The sequence below is a fragment of the Scandinavium sp. UTDF21-P1B genome, assembly GCF_040750395.1.
Lineage (GTDB): Bacteria > Pseudomonadota > Gammaproteobacteria > Enterobacterales > Enterobacteriaceae > Scandinavium.
Window position 1 is genome coordinate 17,303 of the sequence record NZ_JBFLVD010000010.1, and the last position, 20,585, is coordinate 37,887.

Here is a 20,585-nt window from a genome sequence, read left to right on the forward strand (position 1 = left end):
TGATAAGGCGATCCTATGAAACAAAAAGTGGTTAGCATTGGCGATATCAACGTCGCAAACGACCTGCCGTTTGTCCTGTTTGGCGGCATGAACGTGCTTGAGTCCCGTGACCTCGCGATGCGTATCTGTGAGCACTACGTGACCGTGACCCAGAAGCTGGGCATCCCTTACGTGTTCAAGGCCTCTTTTGATAAAGCCAACCGCTCATCCATCAAATCTTATCGTGGCCCTGGCCTCGAAGAGGGGATGAAGATCTTCCAGGAACTGAAGCAGACCTTCGGCGTGAAAATCATCACTGACGTACATGAAGCGCATCAGGCACAGCCCGTTGCCGACGTAGTGGACGTGATTCAGCTGCCTGCGTTCCTCGCGCGTCAGACTGACCTGGTGGAAGCGATGGCAAAAACCGGTGCCGTTATCAACGTCAAAAAACCGCAGTTCGTCAGCCCAGGCCAGATGGGTAACATCGTCGATAAATTTGCCGAAGGCGGCAACGACAAAGTTATCCTGTGCGACCGTGGCACGCAGTTCGGCTACGACAACCTGATTGTCGATATGCTGGGCTTCAGCGTAATGAAAGCCGTCTCCGGTAACTCTCCGGTGATTTTCGACGTGACTCATGCGCTGCAGTGCCGCGACCCGTTCGGCGCCGCCTCCAGCGGTCGTCGTGCTCAGGTCACCGAGCTGGCGCGCGCGGGCATGGCAACCGGTCTTGCGGGCCTGTTCATTGAAGCCCACCCGGATCCGGAACATGCGAAATGCGACGGCCCGTCCGCGCTGCCGCTGGATAAGCTGGAACCGTTCCTGAAACAGATTAAAGCCATTGACGATCTGGTGAAGAACTTCGAGCCGCTGGATACCAGTAAGTAAGTTGCTCAGAAATGAGAAAACCCGCCGCGGCGGGTTTTTTTATGGCTATCCCTTCTCCCTTGAGGAGCAAGGTGAGGGAAAATGTGTCTGCTGCGGCCTGATGCCCTCACCCCGACCCTCTCCCACGGGGAGAGGGAGCAAACACTAAAGGCCATCTTCTCAGACGGCCTTGCTGTTTACCTAGGCAAATATCGTCATCAGATAAGCCACGAACAGCGCCAGGTGTGCAGCACCGTTCAGCACATTAGTGCGCCCGGTGGAGAACGAGATGTGACACAGCACCAGCGAGGCGACCATCACAATCATCTCCAGTGAACCCAACGCGAAGTGCAGGTCATTGCCTGTCGCCCACGCAATCAGCGTCACCACCGGAACGGTCAGGGAAATGGTGGCCAGCACGGAACCAAAGAACAGGTTCATGGCACGCTGTACCTGATTGTTAAGCACCGCCTTCAATGCGCCAAGGCCTTCCGGCGAGAGGATAAGCAGCGCTACCAGGAAACCGGTAAAGGCGACCGGAGCGTTGAGGCTGGTCAGCAGCGCTTCAAGCGGATTCGCGTTCATTTTGGTGACAGCGATAACCGCAACCAGATGGACAATCAGCCATATTGCGTGCCACAGGTTGCTGTGGGCGGAAGGCTTGCCATGATGCGGATCGTCGTCGTCCGCTTCGTCTTCATGCTCGTACACGAACAGACTCTGGTGCGTTTTGGTCTGAATCAGCAGGAACACGCCATACATTGCCGCAGAAATCAGCGCGACCAGCAGCGCCTGGCCGGTGGAGAAGTTTGCACCCGGCAGCGCCATCGGGAATACCAGTACAATAATCGCCAGCGGGAAGAGGGCAATCATGTACTGTTTAATGCCGAAAAGGTTCATGTACTGGGTAGCGAATTTGCGCCCACCAAGCAGCAGTGAAAAGCCGACAAGGCCACCGGTGACAATCATAATGATTGAATAAAGCGTATCGCGCATGAGCGTCGGCGCGGCATCGCCTGTCGCCATTAAGGCAGAAATAAGGCTAACTTCGAGGATTACCACCGAAAGGCTTAAAATCAAGGAACCATAAGGCTCACCAAGGCGGTGGGCCAGTACGTCTGCGTGACGAACAACGCTGAATGCGCTGCTTAAAATACCAATTAACGCCAGAATATTAATGCCGATAACCACTGGCAGGGACTGGTTGTGACCAAAGAAAACCAGTACGGCCAGTGCTACGATCGGGAAAATAAGCGACGTCTCCTTGTGGCGGGTTTTGACCGCCTCATGTGCATGTGTCATGAACCATCTCCATTTGTGCAAGTTTTATAATTATAGATAACATAGTGCGATAAAATAGCAGATTTGTTCGATTTTCCCGCGAATGTTTACGGAAGTTTACCCCTTTGCCTGTGGACGTGGATAAGTGGGATAAAGATTAAGTTACGTTTAAATTAATTTTAAATAACAGCCTGTTAATTGAAAGGATAATGCAATATTTCCTCTGGCTTGCCGTGTGGTATTTCGTGTACCAGGCTTAACGTTTGTCCCCATGCCGGAGAACACCATGCCTTATAAAACCCGCACTGACTTACCCGACAGCGTCCAGCACGTGCTGCCCGCCCACGCTCAGGATATCTATAAAGAAGCGTTTAACAGCGCCTGGGATGAGTACAAACACAAAGAAGAAAGGCGAGATGACGCTACTCGCGAAGAGACCGCACACCGCGTGGCGTGGGCGGCGGTAAAACATCAGTATGAGAAAGGCGACGATGATAAATGGCATAAAAAGAAATAAATGAGCGCGTTTCGCGAATGCGCTAGCGCTGAAGGAATTATTTGACTCTTATTGACACTTTGTTGCCTTGCTATCGGCCCATTCATTGCATATTGTCTGTGGAAGCTGGATACTATTTCAGCAATATAAAAGGAAATCAGTGGTCGCAGGGAAGTTCGCAGTGGTGGAGGTTAAAAGTGTTAACGCGTGATTTCTTGCTGAAAGCCGATTGCAAAACGGCCTTTGGTGCAATCGAGGAATCGCTACTCTGGTCGCCTGAACAACGTGCAGCCTCGCTTGCCGCAACGTTATCCTGTCGCCCGGATGATGGCCCTGTATGGATTTTTGGTTATGGTTCGCTGATGTGGAACCCGGCGCTGGATTACAGTGAATCCTGCACCGGTACGCTCGTCGGCTGGCACCGTGCCTTCTGCCTGCGCCTGACGGCAGGGCGAGGTAGCGCCTGTCAGCCCGGGCGAATGCTTGCCCTGAAAGAGGGCGGTCGCACCACCGGCGTGGCCTACAGGCTCCGCGACTGTGCGCTTGAAGACGAGTTGTCCCTTCTCTGGAAGCGCGAAATGATCACCGGCTGCTACCTGCCAACCTGGTGCAAGCTGGCGCTGGACGACGGGCGTACGGTAAACGCTCTGGTCTTTATCATGGATCCGCGCCATCCGCTGTATGAATCGGATACCAGCGTACAGGTCATTGCCCCGCTGATCGCAGCGGCCAGTGGCCCGCTCGGTACGAATGCGCAGTACCTTTTCTCGCTCGAACAGGAACTGGTGAAGCTCGGCATGCAGGACGATTGCCTGAATGAGCTGGTAAACCGCGTGCGGCATTTGCTGAACGGTGAAAATCTTCCGCGAACGGCCTGATACGTTCAAGAAAAAGCCCGGCAGCGCCGGGCTTTATGGTTTATGCAGGAACGTAACTGATGGAGTGCTCTAACGACTGGCTGTGGCTGTCGATAAGCACATTCCAGGTACCGCTGTAGGGCACGGTCAGATAAGCGTGCTCCCGATTCTGTACGCTGAGGATATCAGCCTGGTGCTGACTCTCCTGTTTTTTGGCGCTCATCAAATGAATGTGGCAGCGCTCAGAACAGCGCACCACCACCGTATCCCCGCCAAACAGCGTTAAACTTGCTTTTACCATTGCCATTGTCTTTACCCCGTAACCCTAAGCGTTTGCACTCCCTGCCTGCGTGTTCCTGTGCGTGATGTTGTTCACAATTCACACATGGCATCACACCAAAGGGGAAGGGGACGGATGCTGACCTTGATCAAAAAATACCGTAACGATTAAACAATAATGACAAAGTTCCTGAAACCATTCAGCTAGCGCGATATTCAGGGTTCAAACAGGCGCCAGCAGAAGATTAAATGCGGAAATGACCCGCTGTCGTAGCGAGGTCACCCGCCTGCGACTGCAGAGCACCTGCCGCGGCGGCGGATTCCACAACCAGCTCGGCGTTCTGCTGTACCATCCGGTCAAGATGGATGACCGCGTGGTTAATTTCTTTAATGCCCTGCATCTGCTCGCTGCTGGCAATGCTTATTTCACGAATGATCCCCGATACGCTACCGACGCTGGAGACGATCTCCTGCATGCTTTCCCCGGCCAGACGGACGTAGTGCGAGCCGGTCGCCACGCTTTCAGCGGTGGAGTCGATCAGTGTTTTAATCTCTTTCGCCGCCTGCGCACTGCGGCTGGCGAGATTACGAACTTCTCCGGCGACGACGGCAAATCCCCGACCCTGTTCGCCTGCGCGAGCGGCCTCGACAGAAGCATTGAGTGCCAGAATATTAGTCTGGAAAGCGATCCCGTCAATGACGCTGGTGATGTCACCGATTTTTGCCGAGGCGGTTTCAATAGCCTGCATGGTGTCGATGGCGCTGGAGACCACGCTACCGCCTTTCGAGGCGACTTTGGTGGCTTTTTCGGCCTGTGCGCTGGCGGCGGTAGCGGATTCCGTAGACTGCGACACCGACGCCGTAATTTGCTCCACTGCGCTGGCGGTTTCACGCAGGCTTGAGGCCGCCTGTTCTGTCCGTGCCGACAGGTCGCGGTTACCGGCAGCAATTTCCTGTGCGGCAGTCTGAACTGATGAGGTTGCATCGCGAAGCTGGAGCATTACCTGCGCCAGCTTGTTGCTGAACAGGTTGAAGGCATGGGCAATCTGCGCCACTTCATCATTGCCCGTTTCCGGTAAACGCTGGGAGAGATCGTTGGTGCCGTTGCCGATAGCCAGCATTGCATCGCGAATGGTCAGCAGGCGTTTGAGCATCGCTGCGACCAGCAGGTGCACAACGCCGCCGCCAACCAGCACCAGTACGATGAAGGCAACCGCAGAGGCTTTCAGCAGGGCGTTCATGCCGGAGGTGGCATCGCTGCGATCGAGCGCCACCACCAGCAGCCAGTGTGTGCCGCGTACCGGCGTGGCGGAAAAGAATTTCTCGCTCTTACCCAGACTGCCTGAAACCGTTTCTCCGGAAGTCAGCGCTTTTAAGCTCACGCCGGAGATGGCTTCATTCAGCGGTTTCAGGGTCAGTGCCGAATCGCTTGCCGCAATCACGCTGCCGTCGCTGTTCAGCAGCAGCCCGCTGCTGGCGGGCGTCGGATGGATTTCACGGACGTTTGCCACAACGCTATCCATCGTAACGTCCCCGGCGACAACGGCTTTCAGCTCGCCGTTCTCTTTCACGGGAGCAGCGAAGGTCACCACCAGTTTACCTGTTCCTGCATCAACGTAAGGTGCGGTCACGACCGGCGCGTTGTCGTGAAGCACTTGCTGGTACCACGGGCGAACGGTCGGGTCATAATCTGCCGGAACGCCCGTTGGATCGGAGAATTTAGCTGTTTTGCTGGCGTAGCCGACATATACGTTGCTGAAACCGCCCGCGCGGGCCATTTGCAGGAACTGCGGCACCGGGTCGTCGCTCAGCGCAACTTTATCGAGTGAAGCTATCACGGCCATTTTGCTGCTGACCCAGTCGGCTATCGCCATACCGTGGCTGGTACGGGTGCTGATTAACATCTCCTGCTGTGCCTGAAGATTATCGCGGCGGGTGACCTGATAGTTGATAATGGTGTTCAGAAGAAGGGCAACCGCCAGACATCCGGCGGTTGCTGCAATGATGCGCGTGCGAATAGAACGAAACATAATATATTCCTGCTGTGTTGTTTGGCTTGATATCGGCAAGCCGGGCAGGAACTTGATGGTGAAACCGGGTCCATAAGAAAAACATTTAACCGGCGCTTTTTGACTCAAAAAGTTAATACTTTGTCGGCCTCCAGCGTCCACTGTGCGAGCTCCACCAGCGTCCCGATTTCTACGCCATCCGCCAGCACAAGCCCGGTAATGCCCCGGCCATCGGTGCAGGTTTTGCACAGTTTTACTGGCACATTCTGCGCGGTGAGAATTTCCAGCATTTGCTGAATGTTATAGCCTTCCGCCGGTTTTTGGCCGCGTAACCCGGCGGTAACGGCATCCGACATCAGGAAAACTTTCAGTTCGACAGGCTGCTGCTCGCGCAGCGCAATGGCCAGGCGCAGACTATTGAACAGCGATTCGCTGCCGTAGGCCGCCCCGTTGGCGATAATCACAATGCTTTGCATACTCACTCCTTGAAAAATGGTGAGGTTCAATGCTACTGCGAGTCGGGCAGAGAGCCAACCGCTTCCCGGTACGGAGATGATCTGCCGCAGGCTACTGCCCGAAACGGCCAATCAGTCCGGCGGCTGCGAGCTGGTGGCCTTTCAGTTGCTCAAACAGTGCTTCACGCGTTAGCCCCGCAGGCAGCGTGGGCGGTAAAGAGGTGGCAATCAGCGTGAAGGTGTAATGGTGCGCTCCGGAACCCGGTGGCGGACAAGGGCCGTACCAGGCATGAGTACCCGGTGTGTTATTGCCGCCGGTAAAGCCTTTGCCATCCCTTAAGGCGTCCGGCGCAAATCCTGTTGTTGACGCAGGAATGTTATAGGCAACCAGATGGGTCACGCCGAGGCCCTTATTGCCTTCCGGGTCGTGGACGATCAGCGCCAGGCTTTGGGTTTGCGGCGGCACGTTACTCCAGACCAGCGGCGGTGAGCTGTTTTTCCCGGGACAGTTGGCATTTTTTGCATCGTTTCCGGCATAGGTCCGGTTGAGCAGGGCATTATCGGCGAAGGCCGGGGATTGCAGAATAAACAATTCGCTGGCGCTGGGCGCGCCGATGCAGGCGAACAGTGCCGTGAAAGCAATAATGCCGGGAGTACGATTCATAAGCGCATCTCATGCAGGGCGGGTGGTTTAACTGTAGCTGATGCTTAAGGATCTTCCTGAAAATTACCCTGGTGCTGAAAGGCACGGTGAAAACCGTTAAAATTACAGGAGATTGCTGATTTTTAAGGAACCCGGCTGCGTTTTGAAGTCTTTGTTGTCACGTCCTGAACTGCTGTTCTGTTTACTCTTGCCTGTCGCAGGAGGTGCTTCAGGTGCCCGCCAGAACTTTGTCGAACAGGCCAAAAATCCTTTTGACACAACCCCGGAGACGCTGCCGACTCTCGGCATTGTCACGGATAATGACGAGGGTGAAAAGCACCTCGCCGAAATGATGAAAGCCTTTGGCGAAGCCAGCATGCAGGATAACGGGCTGGATGCCAGCGACCAGGCGCGTCTGTTTGCCATCGAAAAACTCAGCCATCAGCTTAATGATGAAGTGAATCAACAGCTCGATGCGTGGCTCTCGCCCTGGGGCAATGCTTCCGCCGATCTGCGGGTAAATGGTGAAGGAAAGTTCACCGGCAGTCACGGCAGCTGGTTTGTTCCGCTTGAGGACAACAGCCGCTACCTGACCTGGAGCCAGGTGGGCGTCACTCAGCAGGATGATGGACTTGTCAGCAGTCTCGGCCTTGGACAACGCTGGATTGCCGGTGACTGGCTGCTGGGCTATAACACCTTTTATGACGTGCAGCCCGGTGACAACCTTCAGCGCGGCGGCCTGGGCGCGGAAGCCTGGGGCCAATACTTGCGCCTGTCTGCGAATTACTATCAGCCGTTCAGCAGCTGGCGGGACGACAGCGACACGATGGAGAGCCGGATGGCGCGCGGCTACGATCTCACCGCCCAGGCGCGCCTGCCGTTTTACCGTTATCTCAACACCAGCGTCAGCTTTGAGCAGTACTACGGCGACAGCGTCGACCTGTTCCACTCAGGCACCGGCTATCACAATCCGCTGGCTGTCTCGCTCGGGCTGGCTTATACCCCGGTGCCGTTGATGACGTTTTCTGCAGAACACAAGCAGGGGGAAAGCGGCGTCAGCCAGAATAACCTCGGTATGAAGCTCAACTATCGTTTTGGCGTACCGCTGAAGAAGCAGCTTGAGGCCAGCGAAGTGGCGGCCTTTACCTCGCTGCGTGGCAGCCGCTACGACAGCCCGGAACGCAGTGATTTACCCGTTGTGGAATACCGTCAACGTAAAACCCTGAGCGTATTTCTTGCTACGCCGCCATGGGATCTTCAGCCCGGAGAAAGCGTGGCGCTGAAGCTGCAGGTGCGGAGTCGATACCGCATTAAGTCGGTGAGCTGGCAGGGTGACAGTCAGAAGCTGAGCCTGACCCGGCCGGAAAACAGCAACAGCACCGACGGCTGGACGGTAATTATGCCTGCCTGGGATTACAGCGATGGCGCGCAGAATCGCTGGCGCTTGTCGGTGGTGGTGGAGGATGAAAAGGGGCAACGCGTGTCGTCGAATACGATTACGTTGGCGCTGACGGAGCCGCTGGTCACGTTCCCTGCGGCGACGTCAGATTCGCTGCTGGTGCCTTAGAAAATGCGTTCCTGATGTACCCACACCGCCGCTTCAACGCGGGATTTAAGCTTCATCTTTTTCAGCATATGCTTCACGTGCACTTTGACCGTACTCTCGGTGATATCAAGGCGACGGGCGATCATTTTGTTCGGCAGACCCTGAGCAATCAGCTTCAGGATGTCGCGCTCGCGTGGCGTCAACTGGTTGATGTCCCTGTCTGACGTTGCACGGTTGGCGCGCAGGCTGGCGGCAAGCACCGGGGTCAGCGCTTCGCTCAGTACCATTTCGCCCGCGGCGGCCTGATGCAGCGCCTTCAGCAAATCTTCCGGTTCCATATCTTTCAACAGGTAGCCATCCGCGCCGCGCTTAAGAGCGGTCACCACATCTTCTTCATGGTTGGAGACGCTGAACACGACCACGCGGCCAGAAAGCGATTTCTCACGCAGTTTGTCGAGGGTTTCAAGACCGTTCATACCGGGCATATTCAGATCGAGCAGCACCAGATCCGGGTCGAGGGACTCTGCAAGCTCGATGCCCTGTTCGCCGTTGCTGGCCTCGCCGACCACCAGAAGATCGGGCGCCATGCTGATCAGCTGCTTGACGCCGGTGCGCAGCATGGGGTGATCGTCAATTAACAGGATGGTGGCGCGTTCCTGATTACTCATGGGTGTCTCCTTGGGGTTGTGGACGCGGCTTTTCAGGAATGAAAGAGACGACAACTTCGGTGCCTCCGGATTCCCGACGTCTGACCTGGCAGTCGCCGTGTAGACTCTGCGCGCGGTCGCGCATGATGATTAAGCCGTAATGATTTTGCCGTTCGGCCTGGTCCGGCACGCCGCGGCCATTATCGGCTACGACCAGGCGCACCTGGTTGTCATGCTGCGCCACCGATACGGTGACGGCGGTGGCTTCGGCGTGCTTGAGCGCATTGCTCAGAGCCTCGCGGGCAATCTGTAGGGCATGAATGGCCTGATGCGAAGGCACAAAGCGGGGCGGTAACTGGTAGTCGAGCTGCACCGGGAAGCCGAAACGGGCGCTGTACTCTTCGCAGCTTGCTTCAAGGGCAGGGCGCAGGCCCGGCTCGGTTAACTGTAGTCGGAACGTAGTCAGCAACTCCCGCAGCTGAGCCCACGATGTGTTCAGCTCATTGCGTATTTGGCTCAGCAGCTGGCGGCTTTCATCCGGCAGCTCATCCCCCTGCATTTGCAGGCAACTGACCTGCATCTTCATGCAGGAGAGCGACTGGGCTATCGAGTCGTGGAGCTCGCGGGCGATAGTGGCACGCTCCTCCATGACGATAAGCTGATGCTGTCGCTCCTGCTGCCTGTCGAGGGCGAGCGTGGCGGTCAGCTGTTCAACCAATGTGTCGACCAATTGCTGCTGATCGTGGCTCAGGTGGCGACCTGCGGGCAGAGTGGCAAGCAGGATACCGTACTGATTATGCGTATCGGTCAGCCGCCATTTCAGCGTCATGCCGCCGCCGGGCAGGGAGGGAAGATTGCGCGGGCAGAGATAGCAGCCTTTGTCATCGCAGTCGATTTCTGAATGACAGCTAAACTCCTGATGGTTTTCTTCATCTTCCATATCGTAGACCCGCACTTCGATATCGCGCAGCAGCGTCAGGCCCTGAAGGCCATTGAGTACCGGGGAGATGCGTTCGCACAGCGGTGCCTGAGAGTGAAGGCGGCGGTTGGCCTGCCAGAGGAAGGCGAGAATTTCGTTTTTATGCTCGAGATTCGCGGTTTTTTCCTGTACCCGCTGCTCCAGCACGGCGTAGCTTTCCGCCAGCTCTTTCGACATGTTATTCAGCGCCATGCCGAGCGTTGCCATTTCGTTACGGCCGCTGATTCTGGCGCGTTGGGTAAAATCACGCTGGCTGACGGCGCGTGCCATGCGCAACAGCTGTTCCCACGGGTGCAGCAGACGTGCGCGCAGCCAGACGATGGTAAAGATTAATAGCAGCGCCATGCACAGCGCCATCATCCGGTGTACCCACACTACGTGCTGAATACGCTTTTCAGTGGTATGGTCAAACGCGGTGACCAGCATGTCGATGCGGTTTACAAAGCTTGCGACTTCACCGGCCACCTGCTGCTGGCTGCTGGCTCGCTTCATGCTCGGGGCCAGCTCGGCCTGCCAGTAGCGCTGCAGGGCCACGAGCTGATGCTGCTGGCCATCGCGGCGGGCGGATTCAATCAGCTCCGGGCTGGTGACCGTCCGGTTCATCTCATCGAACAGCTTCTGGTCGGCGTCATGCAGCGGAATGGCCGCCAGCAGGCGATAGCTCTGCATACGCAGGGAGCCTGCCTTATTGATGGCATGGGCGCTGCCCTGTACGCCATGAACCAGGCGGGCAGAGATCGCCATGCCCGTCACGCCAATCGCGGTGGACAGCAAAACGATAAGCGCCAGTTGATTGACCAGCGTCAGCGGGGTAAAAAGACGTTTGAACATCGGCAGCAGGGCTCCTGACCGGGGATACCATCCGGGCGTGTGGCTTATTCTCGGATATCACCTGGAGTATACCCATACCTATAAAGGATTACCTCTTAATTGCCGGGAGTGGCAGGAACTCAGTGGGAAGGGGTTAGACATGCAAAAGCAGCGTGAAAAACCACAGTTTTTTAATTGATTATACGTACTCATTAAGGATGAGGTCGATTTTTCAGCCCGGAATATGTTCCATTTTCCTTTGATTTATATCAACTTACCCTGGCGCGTAAACCCTAATGTGGCGGCATATCACACCATCATTAGAGGTTTATATGAGTCACACTTCCGCTTCGGAAAAGGATACAGGCGCCGTCATTACTGACTGGCGCCCTGAAGACCCGGCCTTCTGGCAAACTCGCGGTCACCGCGTAGCCAGCCGCAACCTGTGGATTTCAGTTCCCTGTTTGCTTCTCGCGTTCTGCGTCTGGATGTTGTTCAGTGCCGTTGCGGTAAACCTCAATAAAGTTGGTTTCAACTTCTCAACCGATCAGCTGTTTATGCTGACCGCGCTGCCGGGCCTTTCCGGTGCGCTGCTGCGTGTGCCTTACGCGTTTATGGTGCCTATCTTTGGCGGTCGCCGCTGGACGGCATTCAGCACCGGGATCATGATCATACCCTGCGTGTGGCTGGGTTTTGCCGTGCAGGACCCGACCACGCCGTTCAGCGTCTTCATGATCATCTCGCTGCTGTGCGGTTTCGCGGGCGCTAACTTTGCCTCCAGCATGGCAAACATTAGCTTCTTCTTCCCGAAAGAGAAGCAGGGCGGTGCGCTCGGCGTTAACGGTGGCCTCGGTAACATGGGCGTGAGCGTAATGCAGCTCGTAGCGCCGCTGGTCGTCGGCATGTCCATCTTCGCTATTTTTGGTGGTAATGGCGTTGCACAGCCGAACGGCTCAACGCTTTTCCTTGAAAACGCAGCATGGATTTGGGTTCCGTTCCTGATCGTCTTCACCCTCGCGGCCTGGTTCGGTATGAACGACCTGTCTGCGTCTAAAGCGTCCCTCAGCGAGCAGCTGCCGGTGCTTAAGCGCGGCCATCTGTGGATCATGGCGGTGCTTTATCTGGCGACTTTTGGCTCGTTTATTGGTTTCTCTGCCGGGTTTGCGATGCTGTCTAAAACCCAGTTCCCGAATGTGAACATTCTGCACTTTGCCTTCTTCGGACCGTTTGTCGGCGCGCTGGCGCGTTCCCTCGGCGGCGGCATTTCTGACCGCCTGGGCGGAACCCGCGTGACGCTGATTAACTTTATTGCGATGGCCATCTTCACGGCACTCCTGTTCCTGACGCTGCCAACCAACGGCCAGGGTGGTAACTTCGTGGCGTTCTTCACGGTCTTCATGGGCCTGTTCGTGACGGCCGGTCTGGGAAGCGCCTCCACCTTCCAGATGATCTCCGTCATCTTCCGTAAGCTGACCATGGATCGTGTGAAAGCGCAGGGCGGCAGCGAAGAGCATGCGCTGCGTGAAGCAGCAACGGATACCGCAGCGGCACTGGGCTTTATCTCTGCTATTGGCGCCGTCGGCGGCTTCTTTATCCCGAAATCTTTCGGTATCTCGCTGGATATGACTGGCTCTCCGGCTGGCGCAATGAAAATTTTCCTCGTGTTCTATATTGCCTGTGTGGTCATCACCTGGGCGGTATACGGGCGTAAAACAAAAAAATAAGTCTGACTTTTTGATTATCAGGGCGCGAGAGATTGCGCCCTTTTTTTTGCGTTGAGCGCACCGGGCTCCGCTGCTTTTGTTGATTCATGTCAGCCATCCTTCCCGTCGTCTCACTCCCTAATACCACTTAATAACTATCACCCTGCTGAAGCTCAGTGCTTTTGAATGCATATTGATAAAAACCATTTAAAAACAGACAGATAAAAAATAAAATTCACTAATACTTTATGGGTATCTCCTGGCTTTGCGCACTTTTGCATTCCGGCCCGCCTTGATCGCCATCAATTCTCAACCTCTTTCAGAGGGTTACCTTCGCCGCAATTGTTGCAATGTCGATTTATCAGAGAGCCAACAGGCTCCAAACAGGAGAAACCCGATGAGCAAATTTCTGGACCGGTTTCGCTACTTCAAGCAGAAGGGCGAAACTTTTGCCGATGGGCACGGTCAGCTTCTGGAAACTAACCGGGACTGGGAAGATGGATACCGCCAGCGCTGGCAGCATGACAAGGTGGTACGCTCCACCCACGGTGTAAACTGCACCGGGTCATGCAGCTGGAAAATCTACGTCAAAAACGGCCTGGTAACCTGGGAAACCCAGCAGACCGACTATCCGCGCACTCGCCCAGACCTGCCAAATCACGAGCCTCGCGGCTGTCCGCGTGGAGCGAGCTACTCCTGGTATCTCTACAGCGCCAACCGTCTGAAATATCCGCTGATGCGCAAACGCCTGATGAAAATGTGGCGTGAGGCAAAAGTACAACACCCGGATCCAGTTAACGCCTGGGCATCCATCATTGAAGATGCCGATAAAGCGAAAAGCTTCAAACAGGCGCGCGGCCGCGGCGGATTCGTTCGCTCCTCCTGGCAGGAAGTGAACGAGCTGATTGCCGCGTCTAACGTCTATACCGTCAAAACCTACGGTCCTGACCGCGTCGCGGGCTTCTCGCCAATTCCGGCGATGTCGATGGTGTCTTACGCCGCAGGCGCGCGTTACCTTTCCCTGCTTGGTGGCACCTGCCTGAGCTTCTACGACTGGTACTGTGACCTGCCGCCTGCTTCTCCGCAGACGTGGGGCGAGCAGACCGACGTGCCGGAATCTGCTGACTGGTACAACTCCTCGTACATCATTGCCTGGGGCTCGAACGTCCCGCAGACCCGTACGCCGGATGCCCACTTCTTCACTGAAGTTCGCTACAAAGGTACTAAAACCGTTGCGGTGACGCCGGACTATGCCGAAATCGCCAAGCTGTGCGATCTGTGGCTGGCGCCGAAGCAGGGTACCGATGCCGCGATGGCGCTGGCGATGGGCCACGTCATGCTGCGTGAATTCCACCTCGATAAACCAAGCCAGTACTTCACCGACTACGTGCGTCGCTACACTGATATGCCGATGCTGGTGGCGCTGGAAGAGCGTGAGGGTTTCTACGCCGCAGGCCGTATGCTCCGAGCCTCTGACCTCGTTGACGGTCTGGGCCAGGAACAGAATCCTGAATGGAAAACCGTTGCCTTTAATGACAACGGCGAAATGACCGTACCAAACGGCTCCATCGGCTTCCGCTGGGGCGACAAAGGCAAATGGAACCTCGAGCAGCGTGATGGCAAAAGCGGCGAAGAAGTTCAGCTGCGTCTCTCCATGCTTGGCAGCCACGACGAGATTGCCGAAGTGGGCTTCCCGTACTTCGGCGGCGATGGCACCGAGCACTTTGCCAGCGTCGAGCTGGAAAACATCCTGCTGCATAAGCTGCCGGTAAAACGTATTCAGATGGCTGATGGCACCACTCAGCTGGTGACCACCGTTTACGATCTGACTATGGCGAACTACGGTCTGGATCGCGGCCTCGGTGATGATAACTGCGCCACCAGCTACGACGATGTGAAAGCTTACACGCCAGCCTGGGCAGAAAAAATCACCGGTGTATCCCGTGCGCAGATCATTCGTACCGCGCGCGAATTTGCGGATAACGCTGATAAAACGCACGGTCGTTCGATGATCATCGTTGGTGCCGGTCTGAACCACTGGTATCACCTCGATATGAACTATCGCGGGATCATCAATATGCTGATCTTCTGCGGCTGCGTTGGACAGAGCGGCGGCGGCTGGGCGCACTACGTGGGCCAGGAAAAGCTGCGTCCGCAGACCGGCTGGACTCCGCTGGCGTTTGCGCTGGACTGGAACCGTCCGCCTCGTCACATGAACAGCACCTCCTATTTCTATAACCATTCAAGCCAGTGGCGTTACGAAACCGTAACCGCGCAGGAGCTGCTGTCACCGATGGCGGATAAATCCCGCTACAGCGGCCATCTGCTCGACTTCAACGTGCGTGCGGAGCGTATGGGCTGGCTGCCGTCTGCGCCGCAGCTCGGCACCAACCCGCTGACCATCAAAGCGGAAGCGGAAAAAGCGGGCATGTCTCCGGTCGATTTCACCGTGAAATCCCTGAAAGAGGGCTCGATGCATTTCGCCTCCGAGCGTCCGGACAACGGTAAAAACCACCCGCGCAACATGTTTATCTGGCGTTCAAACCTGCTGGGCTCCTCCGGTAAAGGTCATGAATACATGCTGAAGTACCTGCTGGGTACCGAACACGGCATTCAGGGCAAAGACCTGGGCGTGCAGGGCGGCATGAAGCCAGAAGAAGTGGAATGGGTGGACAACGGCCTCGACGGCAAACTGGATCTGGTAGTGACGCTGGACTTCCGTCTGTCAAGCACCTGCCTGTTCTCCGACATCGTGCTGCCGACCGCGACCTGGTATGAAAAAGACGATATGAATACCTCGGATATGCATCCGTTTATTCATCCGCTGTCTGCGGCCGTTGATCCGGCCTGGGAATCAAAAAGCGACTGGGAAATCTACAAAGCGATCGCGAAGAAATTCTCCGAAGTCTGCGTGGGTCATCTGGGCAAAGAAACCGACGTCGTTACGCTGCCAATTCAGCATGACTCTGCGGCAGAGCTGGCCCAGCCGCTGGACGTGAAAGACTGGAAGAAAGGCGAATGCGACCTGATCCCAGGGAAAACCGCGCCGCACATTATGACCGTCGAGCGCGACTATCCGGCAACGTATGAGCGCTTTACCTCCATCGGCCCGCTAATGGAAAAAATCGGCAACGGCGGCAAGGGCATCGCCTGGAACACCCAGAGCGAAATGGATCTGCTGCGCAAGCTTAATTACACCAAAGCGGAAGGCCCGGCCAAAGGCCAGCCAATGCTGAATACGGCAATCGATGCCGCCGAGATGATCCTGACTCTGGCGCCGGAAACGAACGGTCAGGTGGCGGTGAAAGCGTGGGCGGCGCTGAGCGAGTTTACCGGGCGCGACCTTACGCATCTGGCGGTGAATAAAGAGGAAGAGAAAATTCGCTTCCGCGATATTCAGGCTCAGCCGCGCAAAATTATCTCCAGCCCAACCTGGTCGGGCCTGGAAGATGAGCATGTCTCTTATAACGCCTGCTACACCAACGTTCATGAGCTGATCCCATGGCGTACTCTGTCAGGTCGTCAGTCTCTGTATCAGGATCACCAGTGGATGCGTGATTTTGGTGAGAGCCTGCTGGTTTATCGTCCGCCAATTGATACGCGTTCGGTGAAAGAGGTCATGGGTCAGAAGTCCAACGGCAACCCTGAAAAGGCGCTGAACTTCCTGACGCCGCACCAGAAATGGGGCATCCACTCCACCTACAGCGATAACCTGCTGATGCTGACCCTGGGTCGCGGCGGTCCGATCGTCTGGATGAGCGAGGCGGATGCTAAAGACCTGGGTATCGAAGATAACGACTGGATCGAAGTGTTTAACAGCAACGGCGCGCTGACCGCACGTGCGGTAGTGAGCCAGCGTGTACCGGCCGGGATGACCATGATGTATCACGCGCAGGAACGTATCGTGAACCTGCCTGGCTCTGAAATTACTCAGCAGCGCGGCGGTATTCATAACTCCGTCACGCGTATTACGCCGAAACCTACCCATATGATTGGCGGCTATGCGCAGCTGGCGTACGGCTTTAACTACTACGGCACCGTCGGCTCTAACCGTGATGAGTTCGTAGTGGTACGTAAGATGAAGAACATTGACTGGTTAGACGGTGAAGGTAATGACCAGGTACAGGAGAGCGTAAAATGAAGATTCGTTCACAAGTCGGCATGGTGCTGAATCTCGACAAATGCATCGGCTGTCATACCTGTTCAGTCACCTGTAAAAACGTCTGGACCAGCCGCGAAGGCGTAGAATACGCGTGGTTCAATAACGTCGAAACCAAGCCGGGCCTCGGTTTCCCGAACGACTGGGAAAACCAGGAGAAATGGAAAGGCGGCTGGATCCGTAAAATCAACGGCAAACTGGTGCCGCGCATGGGTAACAAAGCGCTGCTGCTGGGGAAAATTTTCGCCAACCCGCATCTGCCGGGCATCGATGACTACTACGAGCCGTTTGATTTCGACTACCAGACGCTGCACAAAGCAGGCGAGAGCAAGCATCAGCCGATTGCCCGTCCTCGCTCGCTGATTACCGGCCAGCGTATGGACAAAATCACCGCGGGCCCGAACTGGGAAGACGATCTGGGCGGCGAATTTGAAAAGCTCTCCCGTGATAAAAACTTCGAGAACATCCAGAAGGAGATGTACGGCCAGTTCGAAAACACCTTCATGATGTACATGCCGCGCCTGTGCGAACACTGCCTGAACCCGGCGTGTGTAGCGACCTGCCCGAGCGGTGCGATTTACAAGCGTGAAGAAGACGGCATCGTGCTGATCGACCAGGACAAGTGCCGCGGCTGGCGTATGTGCATCACCGGCTGCCCGTACAAGAAGATCTACTTCAACTGGAAGAGCGGTAAATCCGAGAAGTGCATCTTCTGCTATCCGCGTATCGAAGCCGGTCAGCCGACCGTCTGCTCCGAAACCTGCGTGGGGCGTATCCGCTACCTCGGCGTGCTGCTGTATGACGCAGACGCGATTGAGCAGGCGGCGAGCACCGAGAGCGAGAAAGATCTCTATCAGCGTCAGCTGGACGTATTCCTCGATCCGAACGATCCAAAAGTGATTGAAGAAGCGCTCAAACAGGGCATTCCACAGAGCGTTATCGACGCCGCCCAGCAGTCGCCGGTGTACAAAATGGCGATGGACTGGAAGCTCGCTCTGCCGCTGCACCCGGAATACCGTACTCTGCCAATGGTCTGGTACGTGCCGCCTCTGTCGCCAATTCAGTCCGCGGCGGACGCGGGTGAGATTGGCAGCAACGGCATTCTGCCGGACGTCGACAGCCTGCGCATTCCTGTGCAGTACCTGGCGAATATGCTGACTGCGGGCGACACCACGCCGGTGCTGCGCGCCCTGAAGCGTATGCTGGCGATGCGTCACTACAAGCGTGCTGAAGCCGTTGACGGCGTGAACGACACCTCCGCGCTGGAAGAAGTCGGTCTGACGGAAGCGCAGGCGCAGGAAATGTACCGTTATCTGGCGATCGCTAACTACGAAGATCGCTTTGTGGTACCGAGCAGCCATCGTGAGCTGGCCCGCGATGCATTCCCTGAGAAAAGCGGCTGCGGCTTTAGCTTCGGCGACGGTTGCCACGGCTCCGATAGCTCGTACAACCTCTTCAACAGCCGTCGTATCGATGCCATCGATGTGACCAGCAAAACGGAGCGTCGGTCATGAAAGAACTGATGATTGTCTCCCGCCTGCTGGAATACCCGGATGCTGCCCTGTGGCAGCATCAGCAGGAGCTTAATGAGGCGCTGGCAGAGTCTGACGTGCTGGCGAAGGAAGATGCCCAATCGCTGTGCGTGTTCGTTCGCGACCTGATGCAAAAAGATCTGCTCGACGTGCAGGCCGCCTACAGCGAGCTGTTCGATCGTGGCCGCGCGACTTCTCTGCTGCTGTTCGAACACGTGCACGGTGAATCCCGCGATCGTGGCCAGGCAATGGTCGACCTGATGGCTCAGTATTCTCAGCATGGGTTAGAACTCGACAGCCGCGAGCTGCCGGATCACCTGCCGCTCTATCTGGAGTATCTGGCTCAGCTGCCGCGCGAAGACGCGATTGGCGGCCTGCAGGATATCGCTCCGATTCTGGCACTGCTGAAGGCACGACTGGAGCAGCGCGAAAGCCATTATGCTGTGCTGTTTGATGTGCTGCTTAAGCTTGCCAGTACAGAAGTGGACAGCAGGAAGATGGCGGAACAAATTGCTGACGAAGCCCGTGATGATACGCCGCAGGCGCTGGATGCGGTCTGGGAAGAAGAGCAGGTGAAATTCTTCGCCGACCAGGGATGTGCGGATTCAGACATCACCGCCCATCAGCGTCGCTTTGCGGGCGCGGTTGCACCGCAGTATCTGGATATCTCTACTGGAGGAGAGCGCTAATGCACTTCCTGAATATGTTCTTCTTTGACATTTATCCGTATATCGCCGGGACCGTATTCCTGGTCGGAAGCTGGTTGCGTTACGATTACGGGCAGTACAGCTGGCGTGCGGGATCGAGCCAGATGCTCGACAAAAAAGGAATGAATCTGGCCTCAAATCTGTTCCACCTTGGGATCCTCGGTGTGATTGCCGGTCATGCCTTCGGGATGCTGACTCCGCACTGGATGTATGAGGCCTGGCTGCCGCTGGAAGTGAAGCAGAAGATGGCGATGTTTGGCGGCGGTGCTGCTGGCGTTATGTGCCTGGTCGGCGGCGTATTGCTGCTGAAGCGCCGTCTGTTCAATCCGCGCGTGCGGGCAACCACCACCGGGGCAGACATTCTGGTCATGTCCGTACTGGTGATTCAGTGCCTGCTCGGTCTGCTGACGATTCCTTTCTCCGCTCAGCATATGGACGGCAGCGAAATGATGAAGCTGGTAGGTTGGGCGCAATCCGTGGTGACCTTCCACGGCGGCGCATCGGCTCACCTGGACGGCGTAGCGTTTATCTTCCGTATGCACCTGGTGCTGGGGATGACGCTGTTCCTGCTGTTCCCGTTCTCGCGCCTGGTGCATATCTGGAGCGTGCCAGTAGAGTACCTGACACGCAAATACCAGATTGTTCGCGCCCGTCGCTGATCAACGCGCTTTCTGTTCAAGGCCCTGCGAATGCGGGGCCTTTTTCTTTGTGCCCCAGCCCAGATTATTGCCCGCCGCCGCCAGCAGAATGAGTATTCCCCCGAACATCTGCACCGCATTCAGCGTGTGGCCGAACACCGCTGCATCAACCGCAATCGCCACCAGTGGGTAAATAAAAGAGAGCGAGCCAATAATGGGCGTGGGCAGCTTCTGAATGGCGCTGTACAACAGCTGATACATAATGCCCGTATGCACGATCCCAAGCGTCAACAGGATTCCCCAGGGGGAGGCTACAGAAAGGTGGGTAAAGTGGGCGAGCGGTAGCAGCATGACAACTCCCGTCAGAACCTGAATCAACGCGATATGCTGCGGCGGAAGCGGATGAAGCCGACGGGCAATCATCGCCGTCAGGGCATAGAAGAATGCGGCGCCGAGCGCCAGCATAATGCCGGTAAAGAGATGGGCGTTGTGGTGGGTGAGTTCGCTCGACAGCAGAACCACGACGCCCACAAACGCCAGCACCAGCCAACCCCATTTCACCAGCGCGACCCGTTCACCGAAAGCCATTCCCATCAGCACCAGCATAAACGGTTGGGTGTTGTAGACCACGGTCGACATGCCGATGGAAATTTGCCCGTAGGCGGCAAACAGCAGCAGCCAGTTAATCACAAGCGCGATGCCGCCAGCGATCGCCAGAAGCAAGGTTTTACGGGTTAAACGGCTGAAGGGTTGCCTGCTGAGGATAATAAAGAGCAGAAGGGCGACGGCACCAACGGCACATCGCCAGAACACCACGTCGATCACGGGCAGGCCTGAGAGCAACACAAAAACGCCAATTGACCCCGAGATAAGCATTGCCAGGCTCATTTGCCAGATACCTGTATTACGTTCACACATAGACGCCTCCACAGTTGATGGCATTATTGTGTGAAATCCGCTCCTGCGGTTACAGATTTGATATAAGGTAAAAGTGA

17 protein-coding genes are annotated in these 20,585 nt (G+C 56.2%); 9 read left to right on the plus strand and 8 right to left on the minus strand.

Annotated features, from left to right (window positions below):
- Window positions 1-15 precede the first annotated feature (15 nt).
- Entirely contained in the window at window positions 16-870 is an 855-nt protein-coding gene (kdsA, locus tag AB1287_RS05690) for a 3-deoxy-8-phosphooctulonate synthase (protein WP_312625805.1), read from the plus strand.
- 180 nt (window positions 871-1,050) lie between these two features.
- On the opposite strand, the gene chaA is transcribed toward kdsA, so the two are convergent.
- On the minus strand, window positions 1,051-2,151 hold the full coding sequence (chaA, locus tag AB1287_RS05695) for a sodium-potassium/proton antiporter ChaA (RefSeq protein WP_312625804.1): 1,101 nt from the start codon (window positions 2,149-2,151) through the stop codon (window positions 1,051-1,053).
- A gap of 265 nt (window positions 2,152-2,416) precedes the next feature.
- On the opposite strand from chaA, the gene chaB reads away from it, so the two are divergent.
- Both chaB and AB1287_RS05705 read left to right on the plus strand, forming a co-directional pair.
- On the plus strand, window positions 2,417-2,647 hold the full coding sequence (gene chaB, locus AB1287_RS05700; RefSeq protein ID WP_312625803.1) for a putative cation transport regulator ChaB: 231 nt from the start codon (window positions 2,417-2,419) through the stop codon (window positions 2,645-2,647).
- Window positions 2,648-2,823: 176 nt separating this feature from the next.
- Entirely contained in the window at window positions 2,824-3,504 is a 681-nt protein-coding gene (locus tag AB1287_RS05705; RefSeq protein WP_409438223.1) for a gamma-glutamylcyclotransferase, read from the plus strand.
- Between the two features lie 40 nt (window positions 3,505-3,544).
- Here AB1287_RS05705 and AB1287_RS05710 read toward each other — a convergent pair whose 3' ends face one another.
- From AB1287_RS05710 to AB1287_RS05725, 4 genes are all read right to left on the minus strand, one after another.
- On the minus strand, window positions 3,545-3,790 hold the full coding sequence (locus AB1287_RS05710; RefSeq protein WP_312625802.1) for a DUF1883 domain-containing protein: 246 nt from the start codon (window positions 3,788-3,790) through the stop codon (window positions 3,545-3,547).
- 217 nt (window positions 3,791-4,007) lie between these two features.
- Entirely contained in the window at window positions 4,008-5,792 is a 1,785-nt protein-coding gene (locus AB1287_RS05715; RefSeq protein WP_435617211.1) for a methyl-accepting chemotaxis protein, read from the minus strand.
- Between the two features lie 104 nt (window positions 5,793-5,896).
- A complete protein-coding gene (locus AB1287_RS05720) occupies window positions 5,897-6,247 on the minus strand; it encodes a DsrE/DsrF/TusD sulfur relay family protein (protein ID WP_312625800.1) in 351 nt (116 codons plus the stop codon).
- Window positions 6,248-6,338: 91 nt separating this feature from the next.
- A complete protein-coding gene (locus AB1287_RS05725; protein WP_435617212.1) occupies window positions 6,339-6,890 on the minus strand; it encodes a YbhB/YbcL family Raf kinase inhibitor-like protein in 552 nt (183 codons plus the stop codon).
- A 142-nt stretch (window positions 6,891-7,032) separates the two neighbouring features.
- Between AB1287_RS05725 and AB1287_RS05730 the strand changes: the two genes are divergently transcribed.
- Entirely contained in the window at window positions 7,033-8,436 is a 1,404-nt protein-coding gene (locus AB1287_RS05730) for a YchO/YchP family invasin (RefSeq protein WP_436799821.1), read from the plus strand.
- Here AB1287_RS05730 and narL read toward each other — a convergent pair.
- Both narL and narX read right to left on the minus strand, forming a co-directional pair.
- Window positions 8,433-9,083: a two-component system response regulator NarL gene (narL, locus tag AB1287_RS05735; RefSeq protein WP_312625798.1), complete on the minus strand. Its 651-nt coding sequence runs from the start codon at window positions 9,081-9,083 to the stop codon at window positions 8,433-8,435. The two genes, AB1287_RS05730 and narL, sit on opposite strands and share 4 nt — an antisense overlap.
- Entirely contained in the window at window positions 9,076-10,872 is a 1,797-nt protein-coding gene (narX, locus tag AB1287_RS05740; protein ID WP_435617213.1) for a nitrate/nitrite two-component system sensor histidine kinase NarX, read from the minus strand. Before narX ends, narL begins: the two co-directional genes overlap by 8 nt.
- Before the next feature lie 311 nt (window positions 10,873-11,183).
- Here narX and AB1287_RS05745 point away from each other — a divergent pair, with 311 nt between their 5' ends.
- From AB1287_RS05745 to narI, 5 genes are all read left to right on the plus strand, one after another.
- A complete protein-coding gene (locus AB1287_RS05745) occupies window positions 11,184-12,575 on the plus strand; it encodes a NarK family nitrate/nitrite MFS transporter (RefSeq protein WP_435617214.1) in 1,392 nt (463 codons plus the stop codon).
- Window positions 12,576-12,951: 376 nt separating this feature from the next.
- Window positions 12,952-16,695 (plus strand): nitrate reductase subunit alpha, encoded by a 3,744-nt coding sequence (locus AB1287_RS05750; protein WP_312625794.1) that lies wholly within the window; start codon window positions 12,952-12,954, stop codon window positions 16,693-16,695.
- On the plus strand, window positions 16,692-18,227 hold the full coding sequence (gene narH / locus AB1287_RS05755; RefSeq protein ID WP_435617215.1) for a nitrate reductase subunit beta: 1,536 nt from the start codon (window positions 16,692-16,694) through the stop codon (window positions 18,225-18,227). The genes AB1287_RS05750 and narH overlap by 4 nt, the downstream gene beginning before the upstream one ends.
- Window positions 18,224-18,934 carry a nitrate reductase molybdenum cofactor assembly chaperone gene (gene narJ, locus AB1287_RS05760; protein ID WP_312625792.1) on the plus strand — a complete coding sequence of 237 codons (711 nt, stop codon included), beginning with the start codon at window positions 18,224-18,226 and terminating at the stop codon, window positions 18,932-18,934. Before narH ends, narJ begins: the two co-directional genes overlap by 4 nt.
- Window positions 18,934-19,611 (plus strand): respiratory nitrate reductase subunit gamma, encoded by a 678-nt coding sequence (gene narI, locus AB1287_RS05765; RefSeq protein WP_435617216.1) that lies wholly within the window; start codon window positions 18,934-18,936, stop codon window positions 19,609-19,611. The genes narJ and narI overlap by 1 nt, the downstream gene beginning before the upstream one ends.
- Here the strand turns inward: narI and AB1287_RS05770 are convergent, their stop codons facing one another.
- On the minus strand, window positions 19,612-20,508 hold the full coding sequence (locus AB1287_RS05770) for a DMT family transporter (RefSeq protein ID WP_312625790.1): 897 nt from the start codon (window positions 20,506-20,508) through the stop codon (window positions 19,612-19,614).
- Between the last annotated feature and the right edge of the window lie 77 nt (window positions 20,509-20,585).

Coding starts and splice junctions, on each gene's coding strand:
- narJ (WP_312625792.1), top strand. CDS start 18,224: ATGAAAGAACTGATGATTGTCTCCCGCCTGCTGGAATACCCGGATGCT.
- kdsA (WP_312625805.1), top strand. CDS start 16: ATGAAACAAAAAGTGGTTAGCATTGGCGATATCAACGTCGCAAACGAC.
- AB1287_RS05770 (WP_312625790.1), bottom strand. CDS start 20,508: ATGTGTGAACGTAATACAGGTATCTGGCAAATGAGCCTGGCAATGCTT.
- chaA (WP_312625804.1), bottom strand. CDS start 2,151: ATGACACATGCACATGAGGCGGTCAAAACCCGCCACAAGGAGACGTCG.
- AB1287_RS05710 (WP_312625802.1), bottom strand. CDS start 3,790: ATGGCAATGGTAAAAGCAAGTTTAACGCTGTTTGGCGGGGATACGGTG.
- narL (WP_312625798.1), bottom strand. CDS start 9,083: ATGAGTAATCAGGAACGCGCCACCATCCTGTTAATTGACGATCACCCC.
- AB1287_RS05725 (WP_435617212.1), bottom strand. CDS start 6,890: ATGAATCGTACTCCCGGCATTATTGCTTTCACGGCACTGTTCGCCTGC.
- AB1287_RS05745 (WP_435617214.1), top strand. CDS start 11,184: ATGAGTCACACTTCCGCTTCGGAAAAGGATACAGGCGCCGTCATTACT.
- chaB (WP_312625803.1), top strand. CDS start 2,417: ATGCCTTATAAAACCCGCACTGACTTACCCGACAGCGTCCAGCACGTG.
- AB1287_RS05750 (WP_312625794.1), top strand. CDS start 12,952: ATGAGCAAATTTCTGGACCGGTTTCGCTACTTCAAGCAGAAGGGCGAA.
- AB1287_RS05715 (WP_435617211.1), bottom strand. CDS start 5,792: ATGTTTCGTTCTATTCGCACGCGCATCATTGCAGCAACCGCCGGATGT.
- AB1287_RS05720 (WP_312625800.1), bottom strand. CDS start 6,247: ATGCAAAGCATTGTGATTATCGCCAACGGGGCGGCCTACGGCAGCGAA.
- narI (WP_435617216.1), top strand. CDS start 18,934: ATGCACTTCCTGAATATGTTCTTCTTTGACATTTATCCGTATATCGCC.
- narH (WP_435617215.1), top strand. CDS start 16,692: ATGAAGATTCGTTCACAAGTCGGCATGGTGCTGAATCTCGACAAATGC.
- narX (WP_435617213.1), bottom strand. CDS start 10,872: ATGTTCAAACGTCTTTTTACCCCGCTGACGCTGGTCAATCAACTGGCG.